The organism is Agrococcus sp. GCM10030265, assembly GCF_042666675.1.
GTDB lineage: Bacteria > Actinomycetota > Actinomycetes > Actinomycetales > Microbacteriaceae > Agrococcus.
The window spans coordinates 722,247-748,189 of the sequence record NZ_JBHTCZ010000002.1 but is presented as its reverse complement, the minus strand read 5'-3'; the positions used below and the strand labels follow the sequence as shown (position 1 = coordinate 748,189).

The 25,943-nt window shown below is 72.8% G+C and carries 28 protein-coding genes, 1 tRNA gene and 1 pseudogene; 20 read left to right on the top strand and 10 right to left on the bottom strand.

Annotated elements, in window-relative coordinates:
* The first annotated feature begins 32 nt into the window (after positions 1-32).
* Positions 33-3,521 carry a chromosome segregation protein SMC gene (gene smc / locus ACFQPP_RS07820; RefSeq protein WP_376916003.1) on the top strand — a complete coding sequence of 1,163 codons (3,489 nt, stop codon included), beginning with the start codon at positions 33-35 and terminating at the stop codon, positions 3,519-3,521.
* Between the two features lie 51 nt (positions 3,522-3,572).
* The gene (locus ACFQPP_RS07815) at positions 3,573-3,821 is read left to right on the top strand and encodes a DUF3072 domain-containing protein (RefSeq protein ID WP_376916002.1); all 249 of its coding nucleotides are present in this window, start codon (positions 3,573-3,575) and stop codon (positions 3,819-3,821) included.
* 23 nt (positions 3,822-3,844) lie between these two features.
* Here the strand turns inward: ACFQPP_RS07815 and ACFQPP_RS07810 are convergent, their stop codons facing one another.
* Together ACFQPP_RS07810 and ACFQPP_RS07805 are read right to left on the bottom strand one after the other, a co-directional pair.
* Positions 3,845-4,561, bottom strand: coding sequence for a hypothetical protein (locus ACFQPP_RS07810; protein ID WP_376916001.1), 717 nt, complete (start codon positions 4,559-4,561; stop codon positions 3,845-3,847).
* A 71-nt stretch (positions 4,562-4,632) separates the two neighbouring features.
* Entirely contained in the window at positions 4,633-5,961 is a 1,329-nt protein-coding gene (locus ACFQPP_RS07805) for an FAD-binding oxidoreductase (RefSeq protein ID WP_376916000.1), read from the bottom strand.
* Between the two features lie 43 nt (positions 5,962-6,004).
* Here ACFQPP_RS07805 and ACFQPP_RS07800 point away from each other — a divergent pair, with 43 nt between their 5' ends.
* Complete coding sequence (locus tag ACFQPP_RS07800; RefSeq protein WP_376915999.1) at positions 6,005-7,102, top strand: class I SAM-dependent methyltransferase; 1,098 nt, start codon at positions 6,005-6,007, stop codon at positions 7,100-7,102.
* The gene (locus ACFQPP_RS07795; RefSeq protein ID WP_376915998.1) at positions 7,095-7,988 is read left to right on the top strand and encodes a DUF817 domain-containing protein; all 894 of its coding nucleotides are present in this window, start codon (positions 7,095-7,097) and stop codon (positions 7,986-7,988) included. The genes ACFQPP_RS07800 and ACFQPP_RS07795 overlap by 8 nt, the downstream gene beginning before the upstream one ends.
* A gap of 19 nt (positions 7,989-8,007) precedes the next feature.
* Here ACFQPP_RS07795 and ACFQPP_RS07790 read toward each other — a convergent pair whose 3' ends face one another.
* Positions 8,008-8,841, bottom strand: a complete 834-nt coding sequence (locus ACFQPP_RS07790; protein ID WP_376915997.1) for a DNA-3-methyladenine glycosylase 2 — start codon at positions 8,839-8,841, stop codon at positions 8,008-8,010.
* A gap of 358 nt (positions 8,842-9,199) precedes the next feature.
* A pseudogene (locus tag ACFQPP_RS07785) lies at positions 9,200-10,162 on the bottom strand (TerC/Alx family metal homeostasis membrane protein); the annotation flags it as partial.
* Between the two features lie 207 nt (positions 10,163-10,369).
* On the opposite strand from ACFQPP_RS07785, the gene ftsY reads away from it, so the two are divergent.
* Positions 10,370-11,239 carry a signal recognition particle-docking protein FtsY gene (gene ftsY / locus ACFQPP_RS07780; RefSeq protein WP_376915996.1) on the top strand — a complete coding sequence of 290 codons (870 nt, stop codon included), beginning with the start codon at positions 10,370-10,372 and terminating at the stop codon, positions 11,237-11,239.
* Here ftsY and ACFQPP_RS07775 read toward each other — a convergent pair.
* On the bottom strand, positions 11,236-12,426 hold the full coding sequence (locus ACFQPP_RS07775) for a class I adenylate-forming enzyme family protein (RefSeq protein ID WP_376915995.1): 1,191 nt from the start codon (positions 12,424-12,426) through the stop codon (positions 11,236-11,238). The two genes, ftsY and ACFQPP_RS07775, sit on opposite strands and share 4 nt — an antisense overlap.
* A 52-nt stretch (positions 12,427-12,478) precedes the next feature.
* On the opposite strand from ACFQPP_RS07775, the gene ffh reads away from it, so the two are divergent.
* The 4 genes from ffh (at position 12,479) to ACFQPP_RS07755 (ending at position 16,129) form a co-directional block, all read left to right on the top strand.
* Positions 12,479-14,029: a signal recognition particle protein gene (gene ffh / locus ACFQPP_RS07770; protein WP_376915994.1), complete on the top strand. Its 1,551-nt coding sequence runs from the start codon at positions 12,479-12,481 to the stop codon at positions 14,027-14,029.
* Positions 14,030-14,069: 40 nt separating this feature from the next.
* Positions 14,070-14,885: an LLM class F420-dependent oxidoreductase gene (locus ACFQPP_RS07765; protein WP_376915993.1), complete on the top strand. Its 816-nt coding sequence runs from the start codon at positions 14,070-14,072 to the stop codon at positions 14,883-14,885.
* A gap of 126 nt (positions 14,886-15,011) precedes the next feature.
* Entirely contained in the window at positions 15,012-15,455 is a 444-nt protein-coding gene (locus ACFQPP_RS07760) for a VOC family protein (protein ID WP_376915992.1), read from the top strand.
* Positions 15,455-16,129 carry a winged helix-turn-helix transcriptional regulator gene (locus tag ACFQPP_RS07755; protein ID WP_376915991.1) on the top strand — a complete coding sequence of 225 codons (675 nt, stop codon included), beginning with the start codon at positions 15,455-15,457 and terminating at the stop codon, positions 16,127-16,129. The genes ACFQPP_RS07760 and ACFQPP_RS07755 overlap by 1 nt, the downstream gene beginning before the upstream one ends.
* Positions 16,130-16,132: 3 nt before the next feature.
* Here the strand turns inward: ACFQPP_RS07755 and ACFQPP_RS07750 are convergent, their stop codons facing one another.
* Positions 16,133-17,230: a YbdK family carboxylate-amine ligase gene (locus ACFQPP_RS07750; RefSeq protein ID WP_376915990.1), complete on the bottom strand. Its 1,098-nt coding sequence runs from the start codon at positions 17,228-17,230 to the stop codon at positions 16,133-16,135.
* A 188-nt stretch (positions 17,231-17,418) separates the two neighbouring features.
* On the opposite strand from ACFQPP_RS07750, the gene rpsP reads away from it, so the two are divergent.
* The 11 genes from rpsP (at position 17,419) to ACFQPP_RS07695 (ending at position 24,489) form a co-directional block, all read left to right on the top strand.
* Positions 17,419-17,856 (top strand): 30S ribosomal protein S16, encoded by a 438-nt coding sequence (gene rpsP / locus ACFQPP_RS07745; protein ID WP_376915989.1) that lies wholly within the window; start codon positions 17,419-17,421, stop codon positions 17,854-17,856.
* A gap of 3 nt (positions 17,857-17,859) precedes the next feature.
* Positions 17,860-18,096, top strand: a complete 237-nt coding sequence (locus ACFQPP_RS07740; RefSeq protein ID WP_376915988.1) for an RNA-binding protein — start codon at positions 17,860-17,862, stop codon at positions 18,094-18,096.
* Positions 18,041-18,760 carry a ribosome maturation factor RimM gene (gene rimM / locus ACFQPP_RS07735; protein ID WP_376915987.1) on the top strand — a complete coding sequence of 240 codons (720 nt, stop codon included), beginning with the start codon at positions 18,041-18,043 and terminating at the stop codon, positions 18,758-18,760. Before ACFQPP_RS07740 ends, rimM begins: the two co-directional genes overlap by 56 nt.
* Before the next feature lie 5 nt (positions 18,761-18,765).
* Positions 18,766-19,473: a tRNA (guanosine(37)-N1)-methyltransferase TrmD gene (trmD, locus tag ACFQPP_RS07730; protein ID WP_376915986.1), complete on the top strand. Its 708-nt coding sequence runs from the start codon at positions 18,766-18,768 to the stop codon at positions 19,471-19,473.
* A 74-nt stretch (positions 19,474-19,547) separates the two neighbouring features.
* On the top strand, positions 19,548-20,111 hold the full coding sequence (locus ACFQPP_RS07725) for a hypothetical protein (RefSeq protein ID WP_376915985.1): 564 nt from the start codon (positions 19,548-19,550) through the stop codon (positions 20,109-20,111).
* 160 nt (positions 20,112-20,271) lie between these two features.
* Positions 20,272-20,619 (top strand): 50S ribosomal protein L19, encoded by a 348-nt coding sequence (gene rplS, locus ACFQPP_RS07720; RefSeq protein WP_376915984.1) that lies wholly within the window; start codon positions 20,272-20,274, stop codon positions 20,617-20,619.
* Between the two features lie 253 nt (positions 20,620-20,872).
* Positions 20,873-21,541 (top strand): signal peptidase I, encoded by a 669-nt coding sequence (gene lepB / locus ACFQPP_RS07715; protein ID WP_376915983.1) that lies wholly within the window; start codon positions 20,873-20,875, stop codon positions 21,539-21,541.
* A gap of 31 nt (positions 21,542-21,572) precedes the next feature.
* Entirely contained in the window at positions 21,573-22,232 is a 660-nt protein-coding gene (locus ACFQPP_RS07710; RefSeq protein WP_376915982.1) for a ribonuclease HII, read from the top strand.
* 10 nt (positions 22,233-22,242) lie between these two features.
* Complete coding sequence (locus ACFQPP_RS07705) at positions 22,243-22,566, top strand: DUF2469 domain-containing protein (RefSeq protein WP_376915981.1); 324 nt, start codon at positions 22,243-22,245, stop codon at positions 22,564-22,566.
* Between the two features lie 106 nt (positions 22,567-22,672).
* Positions 22,673-23,026 (top strand): YraN family protein, encoded by a 354-nt coding sequence (locus ACFQPP_RS07700; protein WP_376915980.1) that lies wholly within the window; start codon positions 22,673-22,675, stop codon positions 23,024-23,026.
* Positions 23,023-24,489 carry a YifB family Mg chelatase-like AAA ATPase gene (locus tag ACFQPP_RS07695; RefSeq protein WP_376915979.1) on the top strand — a complete coding sequence of 489 codons (1,467 nt, stop codon included), beginning with the start codon at positions 23,023-23,025 and terminating at the stop codon, positions 24,487-24,489. Before ACFQPP_RS07700 ends, ACFQPP_RS07695 begins: the two co-directional genes overlap by 4 nt.
* Before the next feature lie 57 nt (positions 24,490-24,546).
* Here ACFQPP_RS07695 and ACFQPP_RS07690 read toward each other — a convergent pair.
* From ACFQPP_RS07690 to ACFQPP_RS07675, 4 genes are all read right to left on the bottom strand, one after another.
* Positions 24,547-24,620, bottom strand: a tRNA-Glu gene (locus ACFQPP_RS07690).
* 55 nt (positions 24,621-24,675) lie between these two features.
* Positions 24,676-25,230 (bottom strand): hypothetical protein, encoded by a 555-nt coding sequence (locus ACFQPP_RS07685; RefSeq protein ID WP_376915978.1) that lies wholly within the window; start codon positions 25,228-25,230, stop codon positions 24,676-24,678.
* A gap of 295 nt (positions 25,231-25,525) precedes the next feature.
* Positions 25,526-25,738 carry a hypothetical protein gene (locus ACFQPP_RS07680; protein WP_376915977.1) on the bottom strand — a complete coding sequence of 71 codons (213 nt, stop codon included), beginning with the start codon at positions 25,736-25,738 and terminating at the stop codon, positions 25,526-25,528.
* Positions 25,735-25,941: a hypothetical protein gene (locus tag ACFQPP_RS07675; protein WP_376915976.1), complete on the bottom strand. Its 207-nt coding sequence runs from the start codon at positions 25,939-25,941 to the stop codon at positions 25,735-25,737. Before ACFQPP_RS07675 ends, ACFQPP_RS07680 begins: the two co-directional genes overlap by 4 nt.
* Positions 25,942-25,943: the final 2 nt, after the last annotated feature.

Sequence of the window (25,943 nt, the reverse complement as noted above, 5' to 3'; positions counted from 1 at the left end):
CGTAGGACGCGATCCATCCATCCGGGAGCCGCGTGTACCTCAAGAGCCTCGACGTCAAGGGCTTCAAGTCCTTCGCACGCGCGACGACGTTCCGGTTCGAGCCCGGCGTCACCGCGGTCGTCGGCCCGAACGGCTCCGGCAAGTCGAACGTCGTCGACGCGCTCGCATGGGTCATGGGCGAGCAGGGTGCGAAGACGCTGCGCGGCGGCAAGATGGAGGACGTCATCTTCGCGGGCACCGCGACGACGGGTCCGCTCTCGCGCGCCCACGTCGAGCTGACGATCGACAACGCCGACGGGGCGCTGCCCATCGAGTACGCCGAGGTGCAGATCTCGCGGACGCTCTTCCGCAACGGTGGCAGCGAGTACGCGATCAACGGCGAGTCGTGCCGACTGCTCGACGTGCAGGAGCTGCTGTCGGACTCCGGTCTCGGTCGCGAGATGCACGTCATCGTCGGGCAGGGCCAGCTCGACGCGCTGCTGCAGGCGAGCCCCACCGATCGACGCGGCTACCTCGAGGAGGCCGCCGGCATCCTCAAGCACCGTCGACGCAAGGAGAAGACGCTCCGCAAGCTCGATGCGATGCAGCAGAACCTCACGCGCCTGTCGGACCTCGCGGGCGAGCTGCGCAGGCAGCTGAAGCCGCTGGGGCAGCAGGCGGAGATCGCCAAGGAGGCGCAGTCGATCCAGGCCGCGGCGCGCGAGGCGAAGGCGAGGCTCATCGCCGACGAGGTCGTGCGGCTGCGCGGGTCGCTGTCGGCGGCGGCCCGCAGCGAGTCGGAGCGCAAGAGCGAGCGCATCGTGCTGCAGGAGCAGCTCGACCAGGCCCGGATGCGCGCGGCCCGCATCGAGGAGAGCATGGTGGGCGACGACGTCGACCGCGCTCGCCAGACCGTGCACGGCCTCGAGCGCGAGCGCACGCGCCTGCAGTCGCTCTCGACGCTCGCGCACCAGCGGCTCGCGCTGCTCGGGGAGCCCATCGAGCAGGCGGATGCGTCGCGGCTCGTCACCGCCGACCAGGTCGCGGCCGTGCGGGCGGAGGCGGAGGCCCTCGTGGCACGCGTCGCCGACGGCGAGCGTGCGCTCGGCAGCCAGGCGGCGAAGGTCGCGCTCGCGCGCGCTGCGCTCGATGCCCTCGACGAGGAGATCGCGCGCCAGTCGGCGCTCGTCTCGCGGCACGACCTCGAGCTCGCGGCGCACCGATCGCGCGTCGACGTCGCGGCATCCACGCGCGCGGCGCGTGCGACGGAGGTCGAGCGCCGCGGCGACGCGCTCGCGAACGCGCAGTCGCGGCTCGCCGAGGCGCAGCGGGCCGTGGACGACCTGGGCGACGACGAGGTCGAGGCCGGCGACGCCGAGACGCTCGGCGCGCGGTGGCGTGCGGCCGACGAGGCCGTGTCGGGCCTGCAGTCGGCGCTCGAGCACGCGCGCGACGCGCTGCACGGTCGCGAGCGGGAGCGCGAGTCGCTCGCCGCGAGGTCGACGGCGCTGTCGCTCGCGCTCGACGTGCAGAACGCGTCGGCGGCCCTCGCGCGGGCCGGGCTCGACGGGATCGACGGCATCGTCACCGACCACGTGCGCGTGCGACCGGGCTTCGAGGCCGCGATCGCCGCAGCGCTCGGCTCGCTCGGCGAGGCGCTGCTGGCGTCGACCCGCGACGCGGCCGTCGCGGCGGTCGCGCACGCGCGCGACGGCGGGCACGGGCGAGTCGACGTCGTGGTCGGCGACGCGTCGTCGTCGCTGCCGCAGGTCGGCGACGTCGAGTCGGCGACGCACGCGCCGACCGTCGTCGACGCCCCGGAGGGCGTCCTCGGCATCCTCGCGCGCACCTTCGTCGTCGACGACCTCGCAGCCGCGGGCGCGCTCGTCGCGAGGCTCGCGTCGCTCGGGCTCGGCGGCCCCGTCACCCTCGTGACGCGAGCGGGCGACGTCATGACCGAGCACCTCGTGCAGGGCGGGTCGAAGGATGCGGCGTCGAGGCTCGAGCTCATCGCGGATCGCGACGCCGCCCTCGAGCGCCTCGAGGCCCTGAGCGCAGAGATCGAGCGCGAGGCCGGCGCGGTGGAGGAGCAGCGGCATGCGCTGCAGGCGGGCAGGCGCGAGGCGCAGGAGGCGCTCGAGGCGTTGCGTGCGCACGACGCGGAGTCGGCGGCTCGAGGGCAGGAGCGCTCGCGGGTCCGCGCGCGCCTCGAGGCGGCGGGCGCCGAGCGCGAGCGGGCGCAGGCCGCCGTCGCCGAGGCCGAGGCGGGCCTCGCCGAGGCGACGTCGGCGCTCGAGGCCGCCGAGCGCCGCCTCACCGAGTTCGAGCAGACGCCCCGGCCCATCCTCGACGCATCCGCACGCGACGGCGTCGTCGAGGAGCTCGACGCCGAGCGTGGCATGGAGACCGAGCTGCGCATCGAGCTCGAGACGGCGCGCGAGCGGGTGCGCGTCGAGCGCGAGCGCGCTGCGAGCCTCGAGCGCGAGATGGTGGCGCAGCGGCAGGCCGCCGAGGAGGCTGCGCGTCGCGCCGTCGTGCGCGAGCGGCAGCGCGCCGCAGCCGAGCGCGTCGCCGGTGCCCTGCCGCCCGTGCTCGAGGCCGTCGATCGCTCGCTCTCCGAGGCGCGCCTGCGGCTCTCGGAGCGCGAGACGGCGCGGCGCGAGAACTCGGAGGCGCTCGGTGCGCTGCGCAGGCAGGAGACCCAGCTGCGCGACCGCCTGCATGCCGTGACCGAGCGCGTGCACGGCCTCGAGATGGAGACGTACGAGCAGCGGCTGCACCTGTCGTCGCTCATCGAGCGCGCCGCCGCCGAGCTCGGCCTCGACGAGGACGTGCTCGTCGCCGAGCACGGACCGGGTGACGACTTCGATCGGCCGGCGTGGCAGCGGGCGCTCGCCGACGCCGAGCGGAGGCTCGCGCGACTGGGGCGGGTCAACCCGCTCGCGCTCGAGGAGTACGCGGCGCTCGAGCAGCGCCATGCGTTCCTCACCGAGCAGCTCGCCGACCTCGCGCGGACGCGGAAGGACCTCGAGCAGATCATCGCCGACCTCGACGAGCGCATGGAGGGCATCTTCGCCGCCGCGTTCGAGGACACGCGCGCTGCGTTCGCCGAGATCTTCCCCGTGCTGTTCCCCGGCGGCTCCGGCTCGCTCGCGCTCACCGATCCCGAGGACATGCTCGAGACCGGCATCGAGGTGACGGTGCGGCCCGCGGGCAAGAGGATCGACCGGCTGTCGCTGCTCTCGGGCGGCGAGCGCTCGCTCGCGGCCGTCGCGCTCATGGTGGCGATCTTCAAGGCGAGGCCGAGCCCGTTCTACATCATGGACGAGGTGGAGGCGGCGCTCGACGACGCGAACCTCGGACGCCTGCTGCAGATCTTCGAGCAGCTGCGCGAGACGAGCCAGCTCATCGTCATCACGCACCAGAAGCGCACGATGGAGATCGCCGACGCCCTCTACGGCGTCTCGATGCGCCAGGACGGCGTCTCGGCCGTCGTCGGCCAGCGCACGAGGCGCGAGGCCGACGAGGCGCAGGCGTCGTAGCGGATGCGCAAGGCCCGCCGCGATGTCGGAGGAGCCACGTAGCCTCGCGACATGACCGACGAGACGAACGCACACGCATCCGACGAGATGCTCGGCGCCACCGACCCGCAGGATTCCGCCGTGAAGGATCCCAGCGAGTGGACGACGGGCGGCGAGCCGATGACGGCGCCCCAGCAGAGCTACCTCGACACCCTCGCGCGCGAGGCGGGCGAGCAGCTGCCCGCCGACCTCACGAAGGCAGAGGCATCCGAGCACATCGAGCGCCTGCAGGAGGAGACGGGTCGCGGCGACGCGAGCTGACCCCCTCCGCTGCGCGACGGCGCCTACTCGGCGACGTCGCGCAGCGCGCTCGTGACGCGCACCACGTTCGCGCCGTACGCGGCGTCGAGATGGGCTTGCAGCGTGCCGTCGTCGTAGACGACCTGCTGCTCGAGCCTGCCCTCGCCCGTCCAGCTCCCGAGCGCGCGACCGCCGAGCGCGTCGCTCAGCGCCTCCTGGATCTCGAGCAGCTGCTCCGCGGAGGCCGTGCCGGGCTCGAGCGGCTCCTGCGCGATGGGGGCGGGATCGTAGAGCGCGAGCATGATGGGCGGGCTCGCGACGGCGAGTCGTTCGCCGTCGTACGCTCCCTGCACGGCGAACGCACCCCATCGCACGCCCGACGCCTCCTCCCATCCCTCCGTCGCCGCCCAGTCCCAGCCGTCGAGCGGCACGCCGTCGCACTGCGGCGGGTACGACTCCTGCACGGCGCCGAGGCAGAGCCGCGGGCCGTCGCCGTCGTCGAGCACCGTGCCCTGCCCGATGACCTCGCCCGAGGGGATCGCCGCGGGCACGGCGCCGAGCGATGACTGCGGCGCGCTGCCCGGCGCCTCGCTCGGAGGCGGGGTCGAGGTGCCGCCCCCTGCGCCGAGACCGGCCGCTGCGCAGGACGTGACGGCGAGCACGGCGGCGGCGGATGCTGCGAGCGCCGCGATGCGGACGCCGCGAGGCGACCCGGCGCCGAGGCGTGCGCGGGTGCTGCGATGCGAGTGGATGCGAACCATGGTGACCTCCCGGCGTCATCCTGCTCGCGAGACGGCTCGTGCACGAGACAACCGCATCGAGGACTCGTTCGTCAGGCGGGGAGGCGGCTGGGGTGCAGCACGTCGCCGCCGTGCGCGTCGCGCCAGGCGCGCAGCTCGGCGAGGGCCGCGGGCGGCAGCGCGCGCGAGAGGTCGGCGCTCGCGAGGAACGTCGGCAGGGTGCGGTCGTTCGTCACGGGTGCGAGTCGGTCGGCGAGGCTCGCGACGGCGGTGCGCTGCGCCTCGCCATCGGTGCCGGGCAGCATGGGTGCGATCGAGGAGAGCAGCCACGGCTCGGTCGGCTGCGGCACCAGCGAGGGGCGCTGCGCCGGCGCGCCGCCGAGCAGGCGCAGCTCGATGCCGACGACGGGTGCGAGCGCCGGGTCGGAGCGGACGGCGACGAGCGCGTCGATCGTGGCGTCGTCGAGCCGCGGCACGAGCGCCGACCATCCCGTGGCGGCCCCCGGCTGCTCGGGGTCGCCCGTGATGGCGTGCAGCGCGCCGGGGTCGATGGGCGCGACGTCGTCGCGGAGCGGCTCGGCCACGGCCCGCAGCGGCGCGAGCGCCCCATCGTCGACGTCTGCGAGCACGACGTGCACGCTGCACCAGCTGCGGCCGCGGATGGCCTCGGGCAGCACCGGGGAGTCGGGCATGGCGATCAGCGCGATCGACGCGGCGAGCCCGGGCTCGGCGTCGACGAGGGTGCGCGCGGCGCGCAGCACGTCGGCCGCGCGGTCGATCGGCAGGTCGATGGTGCCGCCGTGCAGGGCGGCGACGGGCTGCAGCGCGAGCTCGAGCTCGGTCGCGATGGCGACGAGGCCTGCGCCGCCGCGCAGCAGTCGCAGCGACGCGTCGTCGTCGTCGATCCAACGGGCCTCGCCGGAGGGGAGCACGACGTGCGCGCGGCGCAGCCAGTCGCCGCCGAGCCCTCCGAGCCGCGAGAGCCAGCCCTGGCCGCCGCCGAGCACGAGGCCCGCGACCGAGACGACCCGGCTCGAGCCCGTCGGTGCGACGAGGCCCGTGCCGTCGAGCGACGCGAGCAGGTCGCCCACGAGCACGCCGGCGCCGACGCGCGCCGTGCGCGCCGAGGCGTCGACGACGATGCGGTCGAACGCCTGCATGCGCAGCACGATCGCCCCCTCGAGCGCGTCGACGGCGCCGTGCCCCGTGGGCTGCACCGCGACGGTCGCGCCGTGCTCGCGAGCGACGGCGAGCACCGCGGCGACGTCATCGGCGTCGGCGGGCGTCACGACGGCTGCCGGCCGTTGGTCGACGGCACGCGCCCATGGCAGCCGCGCCTCGTCCCAGGCGTCGTCGGCCGGTGAGACCACCGAGCCTCGGATGCGGTGGCGAAGCGCGGCGGCGAGGGCGATCTCATCCATGCGCACGACGCTAGCGGCCGCCCCCGACGCCTACGCTGGGACGATGCTCGACCTCGACGCCCTGCGCCGCTGGCCCGACGTCGAGTCGCCCGACCTGCAGGCGCACGACGCCGCCGACGCGCTCGTGCTCGCCGAGGCGTCGGCGTGGATCCCGGGTCGCGACGTCGTCGTCGTGGGCGACCACCACGGAGCGCTCACGCTCGGTGCGCTCGACGCCGGCGCGACGAGCGTGCGCGTGCACCAGGATCCGATCACGGGCGAGCGCGCGCTGCGAGCGAACGCAGAGCGCCTCGGCATCCGGGGCTTCGCGCATCACGGCCTCGACGCAGCCCTCGTCGACGGCGCGACGCTCGTGCTCATGCAGCTGCCGAGGTCGCTCGACGCGCTCGACGAGGTCGCGGGCCTCGTCGCCGCACACGCCGCCGCCGACGTGCGCGTCGTCGCCGGCGGCCGTGTCAAGCACATGACGCGCTCGCAGAACGCCGTGCTCGAACGCCACCTCGCCGACGTGCGCGCGACGCTCGCGCAGCGCAAGGCGCGCGTGCTGCATGCGAGCGGCGCGCGCGTCGTCGACGCGGGCTCCGGCTGGCCGCGCACCGCGCGCCACGACGACGTCGGGCTCGCGGTCGTCGCCCACGGCGGCGTCTTCGCGGGCTCGACCGTCGATCGTGGCACGCGGCTGCTGCTCGAGCGCGTCGGCGACATGCCGCATGCGGGTGCCGTGCTCGACCTCGGCTGCGGATCGGGGCTGCTCGCGACCGCCATCGCGCTCGCGCAGCCGCACGCGGCCGTCACGGCGACCGACCGCTCGGACGCCGCCGTGCGCTCGACGGCGGCGACGGCCGCGGCCAACGGCGCCGTGGTGACGACGCTGCGCGACGACGCCGCCGCATCCGTGCCTGACGCCTCCGTCGACCTCGTGCTGCTGAACCCGCCGTTCCACGCGGGCACGGCCGTGCACACGGGGCTCGCGCACCGCATGTTCGGCGCCGCGGCACGGGTGCTGCGGCCCGGTGGCGAGCTGTGGTGCGTGTGGAACGGCCACCTCCGGTACCGGCCAGCCCTCGAGCGCCTCGTCGGGCCGACGCGGCAGGTGCATCGCGACGCGACGTTCACCGTCACGGCGTCGACCCGTGCCTGATCGCGCAGCCGCCGTCGGGCGGCGCGAGCTGACCGCCGTCGAACGGTGGATCGATGCGCGCGCCAACGCCGTGCTCGACCGGGGGACGGGCGCCTGGCGTCCGTGGGCCGTCGACGCCGTCGTCTTCGTGCTCAAGCAGGCGTGGGCGTGCGTCTTCGGCTTCCTCATCCTCGTCGCGATCGTCGCCGTGCGGCTGTGGTGGCCCGCCGATGCCGCGATCGCGCCGAACGACGCGCTCGTGCTCATCGCCGTCGGCATCCAGGCGGCCATGCTCGCGCTGCGCCTCGAGACGGTGCGCGAGCTGTGGGTCGTCGCCCTCTTCCACGTCGTCGGCACCGTGATGGAGCTCTTCAAGACCGACGTCGGCTCGTGGACCTACGCGGCCGACGGCATCCTGCGCATCGGTGGCGTGCCGCTGTTCTCGGGCTTCATGTACGCGGCCGTCGGCTCGTACATGGTGCGCTCGATGCGCATGTTCGACCTGCGGTTCACCCGCTACCCGCCGCTGTGGGCGACGGTGGTGCTCGCCGTCGCGATCTACGCGAACTTCTACGCGCACCACTTCGTGTGGGATGCGCGATGGGTGCTGCTCGCGGCGGTGCTGCTGCTGTGGCTGCGCACCGTCATGCACTTCCGCGTGCACGCGCGCGTGTGGAGGTGGCCGCTGCTCGTGCCGTTCGTCGGCGTGGCGGCCTTCATCTGGATCGCCGAGAACGTCGGCACCCTCGTCGGCGCGTGGACCTATCCGAACCAGGCGGACGGCTGGGAGCCCGTCTCGCCGCAGAAGGTCGTGTCGTGGTTCCTGCTCATGATCATCTCGGTGGTGCTCGTGACGCTCGTGCACCGTCCGCGCGCGCCGGACGACGCCGAGGCGCCGACGAGGTGAGGCGGCTCGGCGGGGCCTCTCACGTCGGCATGGCCGACGCGCGCCAGCAGTGCAGCATGAGGTGCGTGCGCCATGGCGCCGCGTCGGCGGCGACGGCGGGGAGGTCGGCGATCCCGAGCCGCCGTGCGCCCGCGCGCACGGCGGAGTCGCCGAGCAGCAGCACGTCGGGGTCGCCGAGCCGCAACGACACGTAGCCCGCGGTCCACGGACCGATGCCCTTGAGCGCGACGAGCTGCGCACGCATCCGCTCGAGGTCGACGCCGCGCTCCACGACCACGGTGCCGTCGTCGAGCGCCGAGGCGACGCGTGCGACGGCCTCCGACCTCGCGACCGGGCCGCGCAGCACGTCGAGCGCCCCGGCCGCGACCTGCGCGTTCGTCGGGAAGACGCGGGCGAGGCCGTCGACCGGGATGGGAAGGGCGTCGCCGAGGGTCGCGAGCGAGCGCAGCTGCCCCGTCGCGGCCGCGACGGAGATCTGCTGGCCGACGACGGCGCGGAACGCCATCTCGTGCGGGTCGGCGCACCCGGGCGCGCGCAGCAGGGGAGCGTCGGCGATCGATGCCGCGAGCAGCGGCACGCCGTGCCGCGCTGCGACCTCCGAGAGGTGCGCGTCCGCCTCGACGGCGTCCACGTCGATCGCGAACACCGCCGCCATGGCCGCCTCGGCCTCCGCGCCGCCCGACGCGCGGACTCCGGACGCCGAGCCGGCGTCGACCGTGGCGGAGGCGACGGCGACGCCGCTCGGCGTGCGGAGGGTGCGACGGTAGCCCGACGACGAGACGAGCTCGATCCCGCCGATCGCGCGCGGCGCGAGCCACGCGAGGATCGGGGCGGGATCGAGCCCGTGCGTCATGCGCGCCTCGTCATCGGCGGGCGTCGGGCCCCTCGTCGGTGATGGCGTCGGCTGCCGCGGCGCCATCGGCGCGCTCGTGGGCGTCGAACTCGGCTCGCGCCTCGTCGCGGATCGCGTCGCGCGCCGACTCCGGCATGTCCTCGACGGCCGCCTCGCGGAGCACGTCGCGGTCGAAGTCGGTGATCGGCGCCTGCTTGCCCTCGGCATCGACGACCATGAGGCCCTGCGTGCGGGGCTCGATGGTGAGCGGACGCGCGAAGGACGCGCCGGCCGCGTCGACGATGTGGAAGTGGCCGTCGGTGCCGAGCTCGGCCTCGGACGGGCCGAGGTGCAGCGAGGCGTCGCCGCCCTTGCGCGCATCCATGCGGAGCTTGATGAGCGACGCGACGACCGAGACGACCATCGACACGAGGATGACGAGCAGCGAGTGCCACGTCTCGATGTGGGGAACCCACTCGATGGGCTCGCCGCCGTTGATGAACGGCAGCTCGTTGGCCTCCATGGCGTGGAGGACGAGCTTGACGCCGATGAAGCCGAGGATGGCCGCGATGCCGTAGTGCAGGTAGACGAGGCGGTCGAGCAGGCCGCCCAGCAGGAAGTAGAGCTGGCGCAGGCCCATGAGGGCGAAGATGTTGCACGCGAAGACGAGGAACGGATCGGTCGTGACCGAGAAGATCGCGGGGATCGAGTCGATCGCGAACAGCAGGTCGGTGGTGCCGAGCGCGACGATCACGAGCACGAACGGCGTCATGTACTTCACGCCGTCCTCGACGAGCGTCGCCTTGCCGCCGTTCCAGGTGTCGGTGAAGTTCACGCGGCGCTTCAGCAGGCGCGTGACGAGGTTGTCCTTCTCGCCCGCGTCGTCCTCGTTGCCGAAGGCCTGCTTCCATGCGACGTACACGAGGTAGGCGCCGAAGATGTAGAAGACCCACGAGAGCTGCTCGACGAGCTGCACGCCCACGAGGATGAAGATGCCTCGCAGCACGATCGCGATGAGGATGCCGATCATGAGCACCCGCTGCTGCATCTCCTTCGGCACCGCGAAGCGGCTCAGGATGATGATGAAGACGAACAGGTTGTCGATCGAGAGCGAGTACTCGAGCAGCCAGCCCGTCACGAACTCGCCGGCGTGCTGCGCGTCGCCCATGAGCAGCAGCGCGCCCGCGAACACGAGCGCGAGCGAGACGTAGAGCACGACCCAGGCGGTCGCCTCCTTCATCGACGGCACGTGCGGACGCTTCACGACGATCAGCAGATCGGCGACGAGGATGAGGACGAGCAACGAGAGCGAGACGATCTCGAAGATCTGGTACGGGGTCACGGACGGCCTTTCGAGAGGCGAGGAGGGTGCGGTGCAGTGACGAACGTCTCTCCCTCGCGCTGACGCGCGCGCCGCGACCGGAGCCGGAGGGGCTCGTACTGACGAATCGCGGCGAACCGGGATACTCCCCTTCGCATCGGCCATCGTACCGCCTCGCGCGTGCCGGGTGCGCGCCGCGCTCGGACGCGAGCGCCTACGATCGAGGGCATGGCACAGCGGTGGTCGATCTCGAACGCGCTCCGAGGGATGTTCCAGCGGGAGACGATCACGGAGGAGACCTGGGACGACCTCGAGACGGCGCTCATCACCGCCGACTTCGGCCCCGACATCGCCGAGCAGGTGGTCGAGGCGCTGCGGGCGGACGTCGACCGGCTGCGCGTCGACGATCCGCGCGAGCTGCGGCGCATGCTGCGCGAGACGCTCGAGGAGCGCTTCGCGGCCTACGACCCCACGCTCACGCTGCAGGAGCGCCCCGCCGTCATCCTCGTCGTCGGCGTCAACGGCGTCGGCAAGACGACGACGATCGGCAAGCTCGCGCGACTGCTCGCGAGCCACGGGCAGTCGGTGGTCGTCGGCGCTGCGGACACGTTCCGCGCCGCGGCGGTCGAGCAGCTCGCCACATGGGCGCAGCGCGCGGGCGTCGAGGTCGTGCGCCCCGAGCGCGAGGGTCAGGATCCCGCATCCGTCGCCTTCCAGACGGTCGAGCGCGCCAGGTCCGGCGGCATCGCGATGTGCATCGTCGACACGGCCGGCCGCCTGCAGACGAAGGGCGGGCTCATGGACGAGCTCGGCAAGATCCGCCGCGTCGTCGAGAAGCTGGCGCCCGTGTCGGAGGTGCTGCTGGTGCTCGACGCGACCACGGGCCAGAACGGCGTCGTGCAGGCGCAGGCGTTCATCGAGCACGCGGGCGTCACGGGCCTCGTCATCACGAAGCTCGACGGCTCCGCGAAGGGCGGCTTCGTGCTCGCCGTGCAGGAGCGCACCGGCATCCCCATCAAGCTCATCGGCCAGGGCGAGGGCATCGACGACCTCACGGGCTTCACGCCGCACGTGTTCGTCGAGCAGCTCGTCGGCTAGCCGGAGCCGGCAGGCCCGGCGCGTCCGTCCCGCGGGACCTCCGAGACAGCGGGCATGCGGCCGAGCACCGTGAGCCTGCCGTCGTGGATGCGGCCGCGGTCGTCGGTGATGACGGTGCGTCCCGCGCCGCGCACCCACAGGCGGCCCTCGGCATCCGAGCCCCTCCGGTGCCCGACGATGCCGAGCTCGGTGCCGGGCAGAGCGCGTCCGACCGAGTCCGGATGGGCCAGCACGTCGGCGGGGGAGGCGACCGCGATCGTGCCCGACTCCGTCGTGCCGTACGCGTTGACCACGACGTGCCCCCACGCGCGGTGCAGTCGTGCGACGAGCGCGGGGCTCAGCGGCTCGGACCCGGAGACGATGCGGCGCAGGCTCGGCGGCGTCTCGTCGGCGGCCTCGACGTGCGCCACGAGCCGCTCGAGCTGCGTCGGCACCCCGCTCAGCATCGTCGCACCGCGCTCGCGCATGAGCCGGAGGCGCGTCTGCGGGCTCGTGTGGGGCGACGACACGAGCGTCGCACCCGTGAGGAGGGTCGCGGCGAGCAGCTGCAGCCCGTGGCCGTGGTGCAGGGGCGCGCAGCCGAGGACGGTGTCGGTCGGCGCGATGCCGACGCGGCGGTGCAGCCCCTCGAGCTGCCGCATGCCGCGGACGCCGAAGGGGCGCGTGACATGGGGCGCGGGGGCGCCCGTGGTGCCGGCCGTCATGAGCACGAGCCTGCCGAGGCGGCGCGTGCCGCCGATGTGCGGCTGATCGCGCTGCGAGGCCGCGAGCGCATCCGCCGCGGCGAGCGAGGGGCCCTCGTGCCACGCCGGCGCGTCACCCTCGTGCACGAGCAGCGCCGAGCCGGGGATGACGTGCTCGAGCGCGGCGTCGCGACGCGGGTTCGCCAGCCAGAGGTCGAGACCGAGGCGTCCGGCCGCGAGGGCGGCGAGCACGAGCGATGGCCCCTCGCAGGCGGCGACGATCGAGCGCGGACGATCGAGCACGGCATGCCGCATGTGGGCCGCGAGCCGCTCCGCGTCGCGCCACAGCTCGCCGTACGACCACGCTGCGTCGCCCATGACGAGGGCCGTGCGGTCATGGGATCGCGTGGCACCCGCCTCGGCGAGCGCGGCGAGCGTCGGGCCGCGCCGACGCAGGGATCGAGCGAGCGCCCTGGCCTCGCGCGGCGACAGGCTCATGCGCATCCAGCCAGGGTAGCGATCGCACCCGCGACGCGCCGGTACCATCGGAGGCACCATGGCAGCGTTCGGCTCTCTCTCCACCCGGCTCACCGACTCCCTCGCGAAGCTGCGCACGAAGGGCAGGCTGACGCCGTCGGACATCGACGGCACCGTCCGCGAGATCCGTCGTGCGCTGCTCGACGCCGACGTCGCGCTCGACGTCGTCAAGGACTTCTGCGCCAGCATCCGCGAGCGCGCGCTCGGCGCCGAGGTCTCGACGGCGCTGAACCCGGCGCAGCAGGTCGTGCAGATCGTCAACGAGGAGCTCGTCGGCATCCTCGGCGGCGAGCAGCGTCGCCTCGAGCTCGCGAAGACGCCGCCCACCATCATCATGCTCGCCGGCCTGCAGGGCGCCGGCAAGACGACGCTCGCGGGCAAGCTCGCGAGGCACCTCGCCGGCGAGGGGCACACGCCGATCCTGGTGGCCGCCGACCTCCAGCGCCCGAACGCCGTCACGCAGCTCGAGGTCGTCGCAGGGCAGGCGGGCGTCGCGGTCTACGCCCCCGAGCCCGGCAACGGCGTGGGCGACCCCGTGCGGGTCGCGCGCGACGGCGTCGCCCTGGCGCGCGCCCGCCAGCACGACGTCGTCATCGTCGACACCGCAGGCCGACTGGGCGTCGACGCCGAGCTCATGCAGCAGGCCGCGAAGATCCGCAAGGCGATCGATCCGGACGAGGTGCTGTTCGTCATCGACGCCATGATCGGCCAGGACGCCGTGGCGACGGCCAAGGCCTTCCAGGAGGGCGTCGACTTCACGGGCGTCGTGCTCACGAAGCTCGACGGCGACGCGCGCGGCGGTGCCGCGCTGTCGATCCGCGGCGTCACGGGCCGACCGATCCTGTTCGCGTCGACGGGCGAGCGCCTCGAGGACTTCGAGCCGTTCCACCCCGATCGCATGGCGAGCCGCATCCTCGACCTCGGCGACATCCTCACGCTCATCGAGCAGGCGCAGAAGACGTTCGACGAGGAGGAGGCCCGGCGCGTCGCCGAGGCGATGCTCACCGACACGTTCACGCTCGAGGACTTCCTGAAGCAGCTGCAGCAGGTGCGCAAGGCCGGCAACTTCAAGCAGATGCTCGGCATGCTGCCCGGTGCGCGCGGCCTGAAGGATGCGATCGACGGGTTCGACGAGGGCGAGTTCGCTCGCACCGAGGCCATCATCCTGTCGATGACGCCCCGCGAGCGGAAGCAGTCGAAGATCCTGAACGGCTCGCGTCGTCTGCGCATCGCGCGCGGTGCGGGCGTGACGGTCACCGAGGTCAACCAGCTCATGCAGCGCTTCGACCAGGCGGCGAAGATGATGAAGACCGTCGCGAAGGGCGGCATGCCGAACATCCCCGGCATGGGACCCGTGCCCGGCTCGCACGGCATGGGCAAGCGGCAGCCGAAGCAGCAGGTCTCGAAGGGCAAGCGCTCCGGCAACCCCGCGAAGCGCGCGCAGCAGCCCGTGCTCGAGGCGCCGACGCAGGGCTCGGTCTTCGGCGGCGGGCAGGCGCAGCCGAACGTGGCCGACATGAGCCCGGAGGATCAGGCGGCGCTGCAGCGCATGCTCGGCGGCGGGCGCTAGGGGGCAGTCCCCTCGGCGACCGCGCGCGTAGGCTCGCGGCATGGTCGCCACCGACATCCCCACCCGCATCGGCGTGCAGGTCTCGCCGCAGCACGCCACGTTCCAGCAGTCGATCGATGCCGTGCGTCGGCTCGAGGACATGGGCGTCGACGCCGTCTTCAACTGGGATCACTTCTTCCCGCTGTCCGGCGAGCCCGACGGCGCGCACTTCGAGTGCACGACGCAGCTCGCGGCATGGGCGCAGGCGACCGAGCGCGTCGAGCTCGGCCCGCTCGTCTTCTGCAACTCGTACCGCAACCCCGACCTGCTCGCCGACGTGTCGCGCACGCTCGACCACATCTCGAACGGCCGGTTCGTCCTCGGCATCGGCGCGGGCTGGTTCGAGCGCGACTACGACGAGTACGGCTACGAGTTCGGCACGCCCGGCACGCGCATCGGTGCGCTGAGCGACGCCATGCCTCGCATCGAGGCGCGGCTCGCACGCCTGAACCCGGCACCCGTGCGCCACATCCCGGTGCTCATCGGCGGCGGTGGCGAGCGCAAGACGCTCCGCATCGTCGCGCAGCACGCCGACGTGTGGCACTCGTTCGCCGGCCCCGACGAGCTGCAGCACAAGCTCGACGTGCTGCAGGGGCACGCGGATGCGCTGGGCCGCGACATCTCGGACATGGTCGTCTCGAACGGCGCGAGCGTGCGGCAGGGCATCGGCGGGCTCGGCGTCGAGCGCCTCGACGCGCTGCACGCGCTCGGCACGCGCCTCATCACCGTGTCGATCTCCGGCGAAGACACCGCAGACGGCTACGACGTCGAGCAGGTGCGGCCGTTCCTCGAGTGGCGCGACGCGAAGAACGCCTGAGGCGTCGGGCGATCGACGTGATGTGCGCGTGCGCATCGCGGACTCGCCCTTGACCTGTTACTTGCTTTTTGCAACCATCGGGGTGGTCGGTCCGACGAGGGGCCGACCGTCACGATCGGAGCCCCCATGTCCACGATGATCTTCGTCAACCTCCCCGTCCGCGACCTCGATCGCTCGAAGGCGTTCTACGAGGCGCTCGGATGGTCGATCAACCCGCTCTTCACCGACGAGAAGGCGGCGTGCGTCGTGATCTCCGACGAGATCATGCTCATGATCCTGCGACGCGACTACTTCCAGACCTTCACGTCGAAGGAGGTCGCCGACCCGGCCACGACCGCGCAGGCGCTCCTCGCCATCAGCCGCGAGTCGCGCGAGGACGTCGCCGACGTCGCCGCCAAGGCGCTCGCGGCCGGCGGCTCCGAGGCGCGCGAGGCGCAGGACTACGGCTTCATGGTGCAGCACGCGATCGAGGACCCCGACGGCAACGTCCTCGAGTTCATGTGGATGGATCCGAAGGCCGCAGAGCAGGGCCCCGGGGCGTACGCGGCCGAGGGCGGCGCCGACTCCTGATGGCGGCCCGCTCCTACGGGCAGCACGACGGCGTCGCGAGGGCCCTCGAGCTCGTGGGCGACCGATGGGCGCTGCTCGTCGTGCGCGACCTGCTCGTGGGTCCTCGCCGCTACGGCGACCTGCGTGCGGGCCTCGCGCGCATCCCCACCAACGTGCTCGCGACGCGACTGTCCGACCTCGTCGAGGCGGGCATCGCGGTCAAGACGCCCGTCAAGCGCATGGGCACCGTCTACGAGCTCACGCCCCTCGGTCGCGAGCTCGAGCCCGCGGTGCTCTCGCTCGCCGGGTGGGGCATGCGCGTGCTCGCCGAGCCGGGCGGAGACGACGTCGTGACGTCGGATGCCCTCGCGACGGCGCTGCGGGCCGCGTTCGTGCCGGGGGATGCGGCATTCGTGGTCGACGTGCTGGCCGACGGCGTCGCGCTGCGGGTGCGCGTCGCAGGCCGACGCCTCGACGTGGCGACGGTCGAGCTCGAGCGGCCGGAGACGGGCGAGGCCGGCGCCACGGCACGAGCGCTCCGCGCGCTGCGTCCCGACGCCGTGCTGCGGGCGTCGGCGGGTCTGCAGCGCGCGCTCGCAGGCTCGCTGCCCGCCGACGACGCGCTCGTCGCCGAGCCGCGCGACGCCGACGTGCGCACGGCCTTCCTCGCGGCGTTCCGCGGTGCGCGGGGCTGAGCCCTACGCCCGCATGGTCACGACGAGGTGCTCGAGCACCGCGTCCATGCCGCCTGCGATCATCGCCTCGCGCTGCTGCGAGGCCGAGCCGCCGTCGGCGAGCACCTGCACCGCCGCCGCGATGCCCTCGGTGGCGCCGAGCTCCTCGGCGATGGGCTCGAGTCGCTCGAGCGTCGAGTGCAGCACCTCGGCGACGCGCATCGTCGCACCCTCGGCGGTCGTGATCATGACGGCGTCGAGCCCGAACCGGGCCGTGCGCCACCGGTTCTCGCGCACGAGCCACGACGGGATGCGCTCGGGCGCCGTGCCGTCGTCGAGCTGCCGCATGCGCTCCTCGACGAGGCAGTGCGTGAGCGCCGTGACGGCGTGCAGGTGGTCGAGCGACGGCGCGCCGTCGGCGATGCGCGCCTCGACGGTGCCGAGTCGAGGCGACGGTCGCACGTCCCAGCGCAGCTCGGTGAGCCCGTCGGCTGCGCCCACGTGCACGAGGTCGTGCGCCACGCGCTCCCACGTCGCCCAGTCGGGCATCTCGGGGGGCAGCCCCGCGTTCGGGATCTGCTGGAAGAGCATGGCGCGCTGCGACGCGTACCCCGAGTCGCTGCCCGCCCAGTAGGGGCTCGACGCCGAGAGCGCGAGCAGCAGCGGCAGGTGGTCGAGCAGCGCGTGCAGCACGGGGATCGCCTGCCGCTCGGGCCGGTCGAGGCCCACGTGGTTGTGCACGCCGAAGATCAGCAGCCGCTCGGCCCACGACCCGCCGTGCTCGATGAGCCTGCGGTACCGGGCGGAGTCCGACACGGGCTGGCCGCGCCACTGCGCCGTCGGATGCGTGCCGGAGCCGATGACGTCGACGCCCTCCGCGTCCGCGGCGTCGAGCACGAGGTCGCGCAGCTCGCGCACCTCGGCGACGGCCGCCGCGGTCGTCTCGTGGATGCCCGTGACGAGCTCCACCGTGTTCTGCAGGAACTCGCCCTTGACGCGGTCGTCGCCGATGCGTGCGAGCACGGCGGGCGCGGCGGGAGCGAGGTCCCGCGTCGACCGATCCACGAGCTGCAGCTCCCATTCGACGCCGAGGGTGCCACGCTTCGAAGGGGCGAAGTCCATGCCGCAAGCGTAGGACGCGCGCCGGTGCGCGCGAGTGCGCGCGGTCCCGGCGCGTCATGTGCCAGAATGGTGGGTCGAGCCAGCACGTCCGCCCTCTCTCGGGCGCGCAGGCTCCCAACGCCTTCCCTCGCCGCGACCCCGCCGTGGCCCGAGGGGTGCACTCAACTGCGAGAACCACCAGGAGAACTGTGGCTGTCAAGATCCGTCTGAAGCGCTTCGGCAAGATGCGCGCGCCGTACTACCGCATCGTCGTGGCCGACTCGCGCACCAAGCGCGACGGTCGCGTCATCGAGGAGATCGGCCTGTACCACCCGATCGAGAACCCCTCGCGCATCGAGGTCGACGGCGAGCGTGCGCAGTACTGGCTCGGCGTCGGCGCGCAGCCGACCGAGCAGGTCGCCGCCATCCTCAAGCTCACGGGCGACTGGGCCAGGTTCCAGGGCGACGCCGACGCGGTGTCGACCGTGCAGCAGCCCGAGGCCAAGGTCGCGTTCGTCGCCGACGAGAAGAAGGCCGCCGTCCTGCGTCCGAAGGCCGAGAAGCAGGCGGAGCCCGCCGAGGCACCCGCCGAGGCCGAGGCTCCCGCCGACGAGACGCCGGCCGACGCCGAGACCAAGGGCGAGTAGTCCATGCTCGCTGCGGCGCTGAAGCACCTCGTGACGGGCATCGTCGATCGCCCGGACGAGGTCGCCGTCGCGTCGCGCGAGACCCCGCGCGGCGAGGTCCTCGAGGTGCGCGTGCACCCCGAGGACCTCGGCCGCGTCATCGGCCGTGGAGGCCGAACCGCGACCGCGCTGCGCACCGTCGTCGGTGCGCTCGCGCAGGGGCGCCGCGTCCGCGTCGACGTGGTGGACACCGATTCCTGAGCGCGCGCGCACCCAGCTGCGCGTCGGTCGACTGACCAAGGCGCACGGGCTCAAGGGTGCGCTGAAGATCGAGCTCTACACCGACGAGCCCGAGCGCCGGTTCACCCCGGGCGCCGAGTTCTCGCTGCAGGTGCCCACGTCGTCGAAGTGGCACCGCAAGACGATCACCCTCATCGACTTCAAGGTCTTCAACGGCAACCCGGTCGGGTTCTTCGAGGGCATCGACGACCGATCCGAGGCCGAGACCCTCGTGAAGGCCGTGCTGTGGGTCGAGCAGGACGCCACCGAGCTCCCGAGCGAGCCCGACGCCTGGTACCAGCATCAGCTCGCGAACCTCGAGGTGTGGCGCGACGGCGCGATGGTGGGGCGCATCGCCCGCATCGACCCGATGCCCGCGCAGGACCTCCTCGTGATCGCGAGCGGCGACTCCGAGGTGCTGCTGCCGTTCGTGCGCGCGTTCGTGCCGACGGTCGACCTCCAGCGCGGGCGCATCGAGATCACGCCGCCCGGCGGGCTCTTCGAGGACCCTGATCCCGCCGACGCCGAGCCCGAGCCGCAGGGCGCGGGCGCGCGTGCGGATGCCGCCGAGATCGACGCCGACGTCGAGGCCGACGCCGACGCCGAGCAGCAGCCCGCATCCGAGGCTCCCGACCCGAAGGACTGACCGACGTGCGCATCGACGTCGTCTCGATCTTCCCGGAGTTCTTCTCGGTGCTCGACGTCTCGCTGCTGGGCCGCGGCCGCCAGCGAGGCCTCGTCGACGCCCACGTCCACGACCTGCGCGACTTCACGCACGACCGGCATCGCACCGTCGACGACACCCCGTACGGCGGCGGTGCCGGCATGGTCATGAAGCCCGAGCCGTGGGGCGAGGCGTTCGACGCGGTGCTCGGCGACGACGGGTCGAGCGGCCGAGGCTCGGAGGCGATCGTCGTGTTCCCGTCGCCCGCGGGCGAGCGCTTCACGCAGGCCATCGCCCACGAGCTCGCGCAGGCGCCGCACCTCGTCTTCGCGTGCGGTCGCTACGAGGGCATCGACTCGCGCGTCGCGGAGCACGTCGCGTCGCGCGCGAGCGTGCGCGAGCTGAGCCTCGGCGACTACGTGCTGAACGGCGGCGAGGTCGCGGTCGTCGCGATGCTCGAGGCGATCACGCGCCTCGTGCCCGGCATGGTGGGCAACCCCGAGTCGATCGTCGAGGAGAGCCACGGCGACGGCGGGCTGCTCGAGTACCCGATCTACACGAAGCCCGCGTCGTGGCGGGGCCTCGACGTGCCCGACGTGCTGCGCTCCGGCGACCACGGGCGCGTGGCCGCATGGCGGCGCGAGCAGGCGCTCGAGCGCACGCGACGCATCCGGCCCGACCTGCTCGCCGACTGACGGCGCGCGCGGCCGCAGGTCGCTGACGGCGAACGCACGGGCGAGTCCATCGGTGCGCTCGCTACGCTCGCGCCATGCGCCGCGCGTTCCTGTGGATCATGATCGCCTCGGTCGTCGTGCTGCCCCTGTGGGTGCTCGTGGGCCGTGGCCTGTTCGGAGCACCCCTCGGGCAGGCGCTGCTGCCGCTCGCGGTCCTCGCGCCCGTCATCGCGCTGCAGATCGGCGCCGTCGTCGGGCTGACGTTCGCGCGCAAGGAGGTGCGGGGCCCGAGGGCCGTCACGTGGCACGACGTGCGCGTCGTCGGCCCGTGGCTGCTCGGCATCGTCGCGTTCGGCATGCTCGTCGTCGACGGCTCGGGCGACGCGGCGGGCAGCGCGCTCACGGCGCTCGTGGGCGACGGCGCGCGCACCGCATCCAACGCCATCGCCGCCGTGCTGGGCCTCCTGGTGGTGCTCGCGGGCTTCCTCGTCGCGTACCTGCAGCTGCGCATGCTGCTGCTCGAGACGCGCACGCGGCTCACGGCGTACGTCGACCAGGTGCAGCAGCGGCCGATCGTCGCGCAGGATGCGGTGTTCGAGCGGGCCGAGGGGCCGCAGGCGGGCACGACCATCCGCATCGAGCGCGGCACGACCGACTGACGCGCGTGCGAGGCTCGGAGGTGGCGACCCGAGCTCGCGATGTGGCAGGATGGTCGCTTGTGCCATGCGCATGCTCTGCCACGGGGGAGCGAGCGGGCACCTCGAGCATCGAACCCCTGATTGCGGTCGACCTGTGGCGGCCGCGGATTGCGACATCGCCATGAACATCCTCGACCACGTCGACGCAGCATCGCTCCGCTCCGACGTCCCCGACTTCCGCCCCGGCGACAACGTCAAGGTCCACGTGAACATCATCGAGGGCTCGCGCTCGCGCGTCCAGGTGTTCCAGGGTCACGTCATCGGCCGCCAGGGCCGTGGCGTCGGCGAGACCTTCACGGTCCGCAAGGTCTCGTTCCAGGTCGGCGTCGAGCGCACGTTCCCCGTGCACTCGCCCGTCATCGAGAAGATCGAGATCGTCTCGCGCGGCGACGTGCGCCGCGCCAAGCTGTACTACCTCCGCAACCTCCGCGGCAAGGCTGCGAAGATCAAGGAGAAGCGCGACCGCTGAGCGTCGAGCGCTGCACGAGGGGGCCGGGAGACCGGCCCCCTTCGTCGTCTCCGCATGGCATCCCCTCGCCACCGAGACGCCGCGGCACGTGAGCGATGCTCGATGAGCACGGTTCGGCAACGAAGTGCTCCCTGCACCCGTCGCGTCGTGGTCCGGGCAGGCGATCGGGCCCTAGGCTTGGAGGCTGGCGAAGGGCGGGGCACGGATGGCGACGACGGCCGACAGGCGCGGTTCCAGGACGGTCATCCTGTTCGTGCGCGACCTCGCAGTCATCTTCCTGGCCGCGCTCCTCATCTCCTTCCTCGTGAAGACGTTCCTCGTGCGGCCGTTCTACATCCCGTCGCCCTCGATGTCCGACACGCTCGAGGTCGACGACCGCGTCATCGTGAGCCTGCTCACGCCGCAGCTCGTCCAGCTCGAGCGCGGCGACGTCGTCGTCTTCGAGGACCCCGACGCGTGGCTGCCCGACCCGCAGGTCGACCAGCCCGAGGGCGTCGCCGGCGCCGTCGACTGGTTCCTGACGTTCGTGGGACTCGCGCCCGACGACAGCCACGGCTACCTCATCAAGCGCGTCATCGGCCTGCCCGGCGACCACGTGGTGTGCTGCAACGACTTCGGCCAGCTCACGATCAACGGCGTGCCCATCGACGAGGGCGACTACGTCACGCTCGACCAGGAGGGGCTGCCCGCGTCGGGCACCGACTTCGACGTCGTCGTGCCCGAGGGCCAGCTGTGGGTGCTCGGCGACAATCGGTACCACTCGGCCGACTCGCGCGCGCACATGGATCAGCCCTCCGGGGGCTTCGTGCCCGTCTCCGACGTCGTCGGCCGCGCGATCGTCGTCTCGTGGCCCGTCGCGCGCTGGCAGTGGATCGACGACCACGACGAGGTGTTCTCGGGCGTGGGATCGGGCGGCGAGTGATCGCGACCGCATGCGGGCCGGCAGGTGCGTCGTGGCGGTGATCGAGCCGACGCTCGACGTCGAGACGCCGCTGTGGGATGCGCATCCGCTCGTGATCGGGATGGACGAGGTGGGCCGCGGCGCGCTCGCGGGCCCCGTGTCGGTCGGCGCGTTCGCCCTCGCCCGGTGCGACGCCGTGCCCGAGGGCCTGCGCGACTCGAAGGCGATGACCGCTCGATCGCGCGAGCGCACGGCGCCCGTGGTCCGCGAGTGGGGCGTCGCCGCCGTCGGGCACGCGAGCGCCGCCGAGATCGACGCGATCGGCATCATGGCCGCGTTGGCCATCGCAGGGCGTCGCGCGCTCGAGGGGTTGCACGCCGCCGGCGTCGACTTCGTGGCGAGCGCGCTCCTGCTCGACGGCTCGCACGACTGGCTGAGCCCGCGCCTGCGACGTCCGCTCGCGATCACGCTGCGCCCGAAGGCCGACCGCGACTGCGCCTCGGTGGCGGGCGCGGCGTGCGTCGCGAAGGTCGAGCGCGACGCGCTCATGGTGGCGCACGACGCCGAGCATCCCGGCTACGGCTGGGCCTCGAACAAGGGCTACGCCGCCGCCGTGCACATGGAGGGCATCCGCACGCTCGGCCCCACGCGACTGCATCGGCGCACCTGGCTCAAGCCGGGCGGTGCCGTCGCGGGCGCCGTCGCCGCGTAGGATCGTCATCGTGGAGCCAGAGGACATCGACGACTACGACCGCGAGGTCGAGCTGCAGCTCTTCCGCGAGTACCGAGACGTCGTCGGCACCTTCAAGTTCGTCGTCGAGACCGAGCGGCGGTTCTACCTCGCCAACGACGTGCGGCTGACGCGGCAGGATGCGGGCAACGACTTCTACTTCGAGCTCGAGCTCACCGACGTGTGGGTGTGGGACATCTACCGCGCCGATCGCTTCGTGAAGAACGTGCGCGTGCTGACGTTCAAGGACGTCAACGTCGAGGAGCTCTCCGACCGCGACCTCGAGCTGCCGAAGGATCTCGCGATCGAGGGCTGACGCCCGCTCGCGCAGGCCTCCTCCACAGCGAGGATCGTGCGCCGCCATCCACATCCGCGCCCGCCGACGATCGGCATGGTGAGCCGAGCCGTGTGGGATGCCCAGCATGCATCCCAAGGACGAGCTCGGACGAGCAGGTGAGCGCGCCGCTGCCGACCTGCTGACGCAGGCGGGCATGCGCGTGGTCGATCGCAACTGGCGCTGTCGGCACGGCGAGCTCGACCTCGTCGCGCGCGACGGCGTCACGTGGGTGTTCGTCGAGGTCAAGACGCGACGAGGGCGCCGGTTCGGGCATCCGCTCGAGGCCATCACGCGCGCCAAGGTGCGACGGCTGCGCACGCTCGCGGCGCTGTGGATGCAGGCGCACGACGTGCGGGGGCCCATGCGGCTCGACGCCGTCGCCGTCGACGCGCCGCACGACGCGCCGATGCGCCTCGAGCACGTGCGAGGCATCCGATGACGGCGATCGTGCGCGTCGTGGGCGCGGCGCGCACCATCGCGCTGCAGGGCCTCGCCGGTCGTCGGGTCGACGTCGAGGTCGACGTGGCGAGCGGGCTGCCGACCGTGCGCGTCGTCGGCATGCCCGACGCCGCGATCCGCGAGGCGCAGCATCGCACGCAGTCGGCGATCGAGACCTCGGGGTTCGAGTTCCCCTGCACGCGCGTGCTCATCAACCTCACGCCGGCGTCGCTGCCGAAGGCGGGCTCGCACCTCGACCTGCCGATGGCGATCGCGCTCCTGCGCGCCACGGGCGTCGTGCCTGCGGAGCGCGACGCTGCGCTCTTCGGCGAGCTCGGGCTCGATGGCAGGCTGCAGCCGATGCGCGGCGTGCTGCCGCTCGTGCGCGCAGCGGCGCTCGACGGCGCAGCCGAGGTGCTCGTGCCGCATGCGAACGCCGACGAGGCATCGCTCGTCGAGGGCGTGCGGGTGCGCGCGGTGGCGAGCCTGCGCGAGGCGGCGATCGTGCTCGGCGCCGACGTCGAGCCCGTGCCCGTCGAGCCGGCGACGCTGCGCGTGCCGCCCGAGTCGCGACGATCCGTGCCCGAGCTCGCCGACGTCATCGGCAACGCCCACGCGGTCGAGGCCCTGCAGGTCGCTGCGGCCGGCGCGCATCACATGCTCATGCTCGGGCCGCCGGGGGCGGGCAAGACCATGCTCGCGTCGCGCCTGCCCGGGCTGCTGCCCGAGCTCGACGTCGACCAGGCGCTCGACGTCGCCTCCATGCGCTCGCTCTCCGGGCTCGCGTGCATCCGGCTCGACCGCACGGCGCCGTTCGAGGCGCCCCATCACTCCGCGACCGCCGGTGCGCTCGTCGGCGGCGGTGGGGCGATCATCCGGCCCGGTGCCGTCTCGCGAGCGTCGCACGGCGTGCTCTTCCTCGACGAGGCGCCCGAGTACTCCCGCGTCGTGCTCGACGGGCTGCGCGAGCCGCTCGAGTCCGGCGTCATCGAGATCCACCGCGCGGCGGCGTCTGCGGTGTTCCCCGCGGCGTTCCAGCTCGTCCTCGCTGCGAACCCGTGCCCGTGCGGCCAGCACGGCACGGGGCAGTGCCGGTGCGCGCCCGCGCAGCGACGCAGGTACCTCGGCAGGCTGTCGGGTCCGCTGCTCGACCGGGTCGACCTGCAGGTGACGGTCGATCGCGTGCGACCGGTCGAGGCCGTGCTGCGAGCCGACGAGCCTCGCACCTCGTCCGCCGTGGCTCGCGAGCGGGTGCTCGCCGCACGGGCGCGTGCGGCGCACCGCCTCAGGGGCACGCCGTGGCGCGCGATGGGGCGGGTCGACGGCCCGTGGCTGCGCAAGCGGCATCCGCTGCCCGCCGACGTCGCGGCGCCGCTCGACGAGGCGCTCGCGCGCGGCGCGATCTCGATGCGCGGGTACGACCGCACGCTGCGCGTCAACAAGGCAGCGTTGGGACGTAACTAGGAGCCGTCTCACAGGCTGAGGCCTTGAGAAAATCTAAGAACGGAGTAGATTAGTAGGCGCCCCCGGCGGGATTCGAACCCGCAACCGGTGCCCTGAGAAAGCCATGCTCTGTCCAATTGAGCTACGGGGGCGTTTTTGGGTAGGACCCTCGCCCCCGTCGTGTTGTTGCACGACGGGGGCGAAGTCTTACATTCGGTCCTCCCACATCTTGATCCCCGAGGTTCCGGGGGACTGTCGGCCGTTGCTGGCGCTCGACGACCGGGTGCTTCGTTCGTGACGTTCGGCAACCGCTGCGGCGAGCTGGTCGCGTGCCAGGCCGTCAATCGACACGTAGGTCCCACGAGAGGGACGGAACGTGTAGGTGTTCTTCTCTTCGTCCCGACGCACGTTGGAATCGGTCTCGTCGGCGAGTCGACGAAGAGCCATGTCGTAGGCGGCGATGCCCGACTTCTTTGTCGAGTCGACCAGGCCACGGCCTCTGAGGGTGTCGTAGACCTCGCGCGCAGTCATCGGGAGACCAGGTCGACTGGAGAGAACTTCGAGTACGGCATCGCGAGGGCGGGGAGCCTCTTCAGCGTGACGCATCCTGCTCAGCGTTGCGTGGCGCTGATCGGGGTCAGACAAACCGAGGAGGCCCGTCAGTCCGTCAACGACCTGCTCCAGGTGGGTCACGCGGACACGCGCGGCATCGAGCTCGCGCATCGCCTGGGCGAGCATCGTCTGCTGGGCGTTCTGGTCCATCGTCAACCTCCTTCATCTCTCGGTCTCCCTCGAGCCTACCAGACGTTGTTGGCGAAACCCAACAGATGTGTTCGCTTCCTGCGAACATGTTGGGTCGAGAGTTGGGAATGGGCCCACACGGGCCCACACGGGCCCGCCTGGGCCCACCGTCGGCCACTCCGACATGACCGGCAGCACGAAGCCCCGGGGGTCCCCGGGGCTTCGTGTCTTGATCAGCGCTTCGATCTTGTTCCCTGGAGTGCGACACGCAGGGCCGCGACGATAGGGTCGGGCGGCCTCTCGACGGCCGGCGCGGTCACGATCCGCTCCCGAGCGTGAAGGTCAGCGTGGCGCTCCCGTCGGCGCGCTCGACGACGGCCGGGCCGCTCATCGCAGCGACCTCCGCCGTGGTCGCGCGGACGCGCGTGTCGCCGCCGTGGAGGACGATCGAGGCCGCGACGGCGCGGTGCCGCTCGACGTCGAGGGTCGCGGCGTCGTAGGGCTGCACGACGAAGGTGTGCGCGCTCATGGCTCGCTCCTTCCGAGGAGGATGTCGGCCTGGCGCTGGGTGACGCTGCGACCGTCCGCGTAGTTGTCGAGGTCGGGGTCGCCGAGCTCGACGTCGGCGCCGAGGGCTCGCGCCTGGCGCTGGCTGAGGGTGGTGGTGCGTCGCTTGAGCTCGGCGCGGATACGGTCGGCTTCCGCCTGGAGGCGGTCGGAGTCGGTGGTCATGG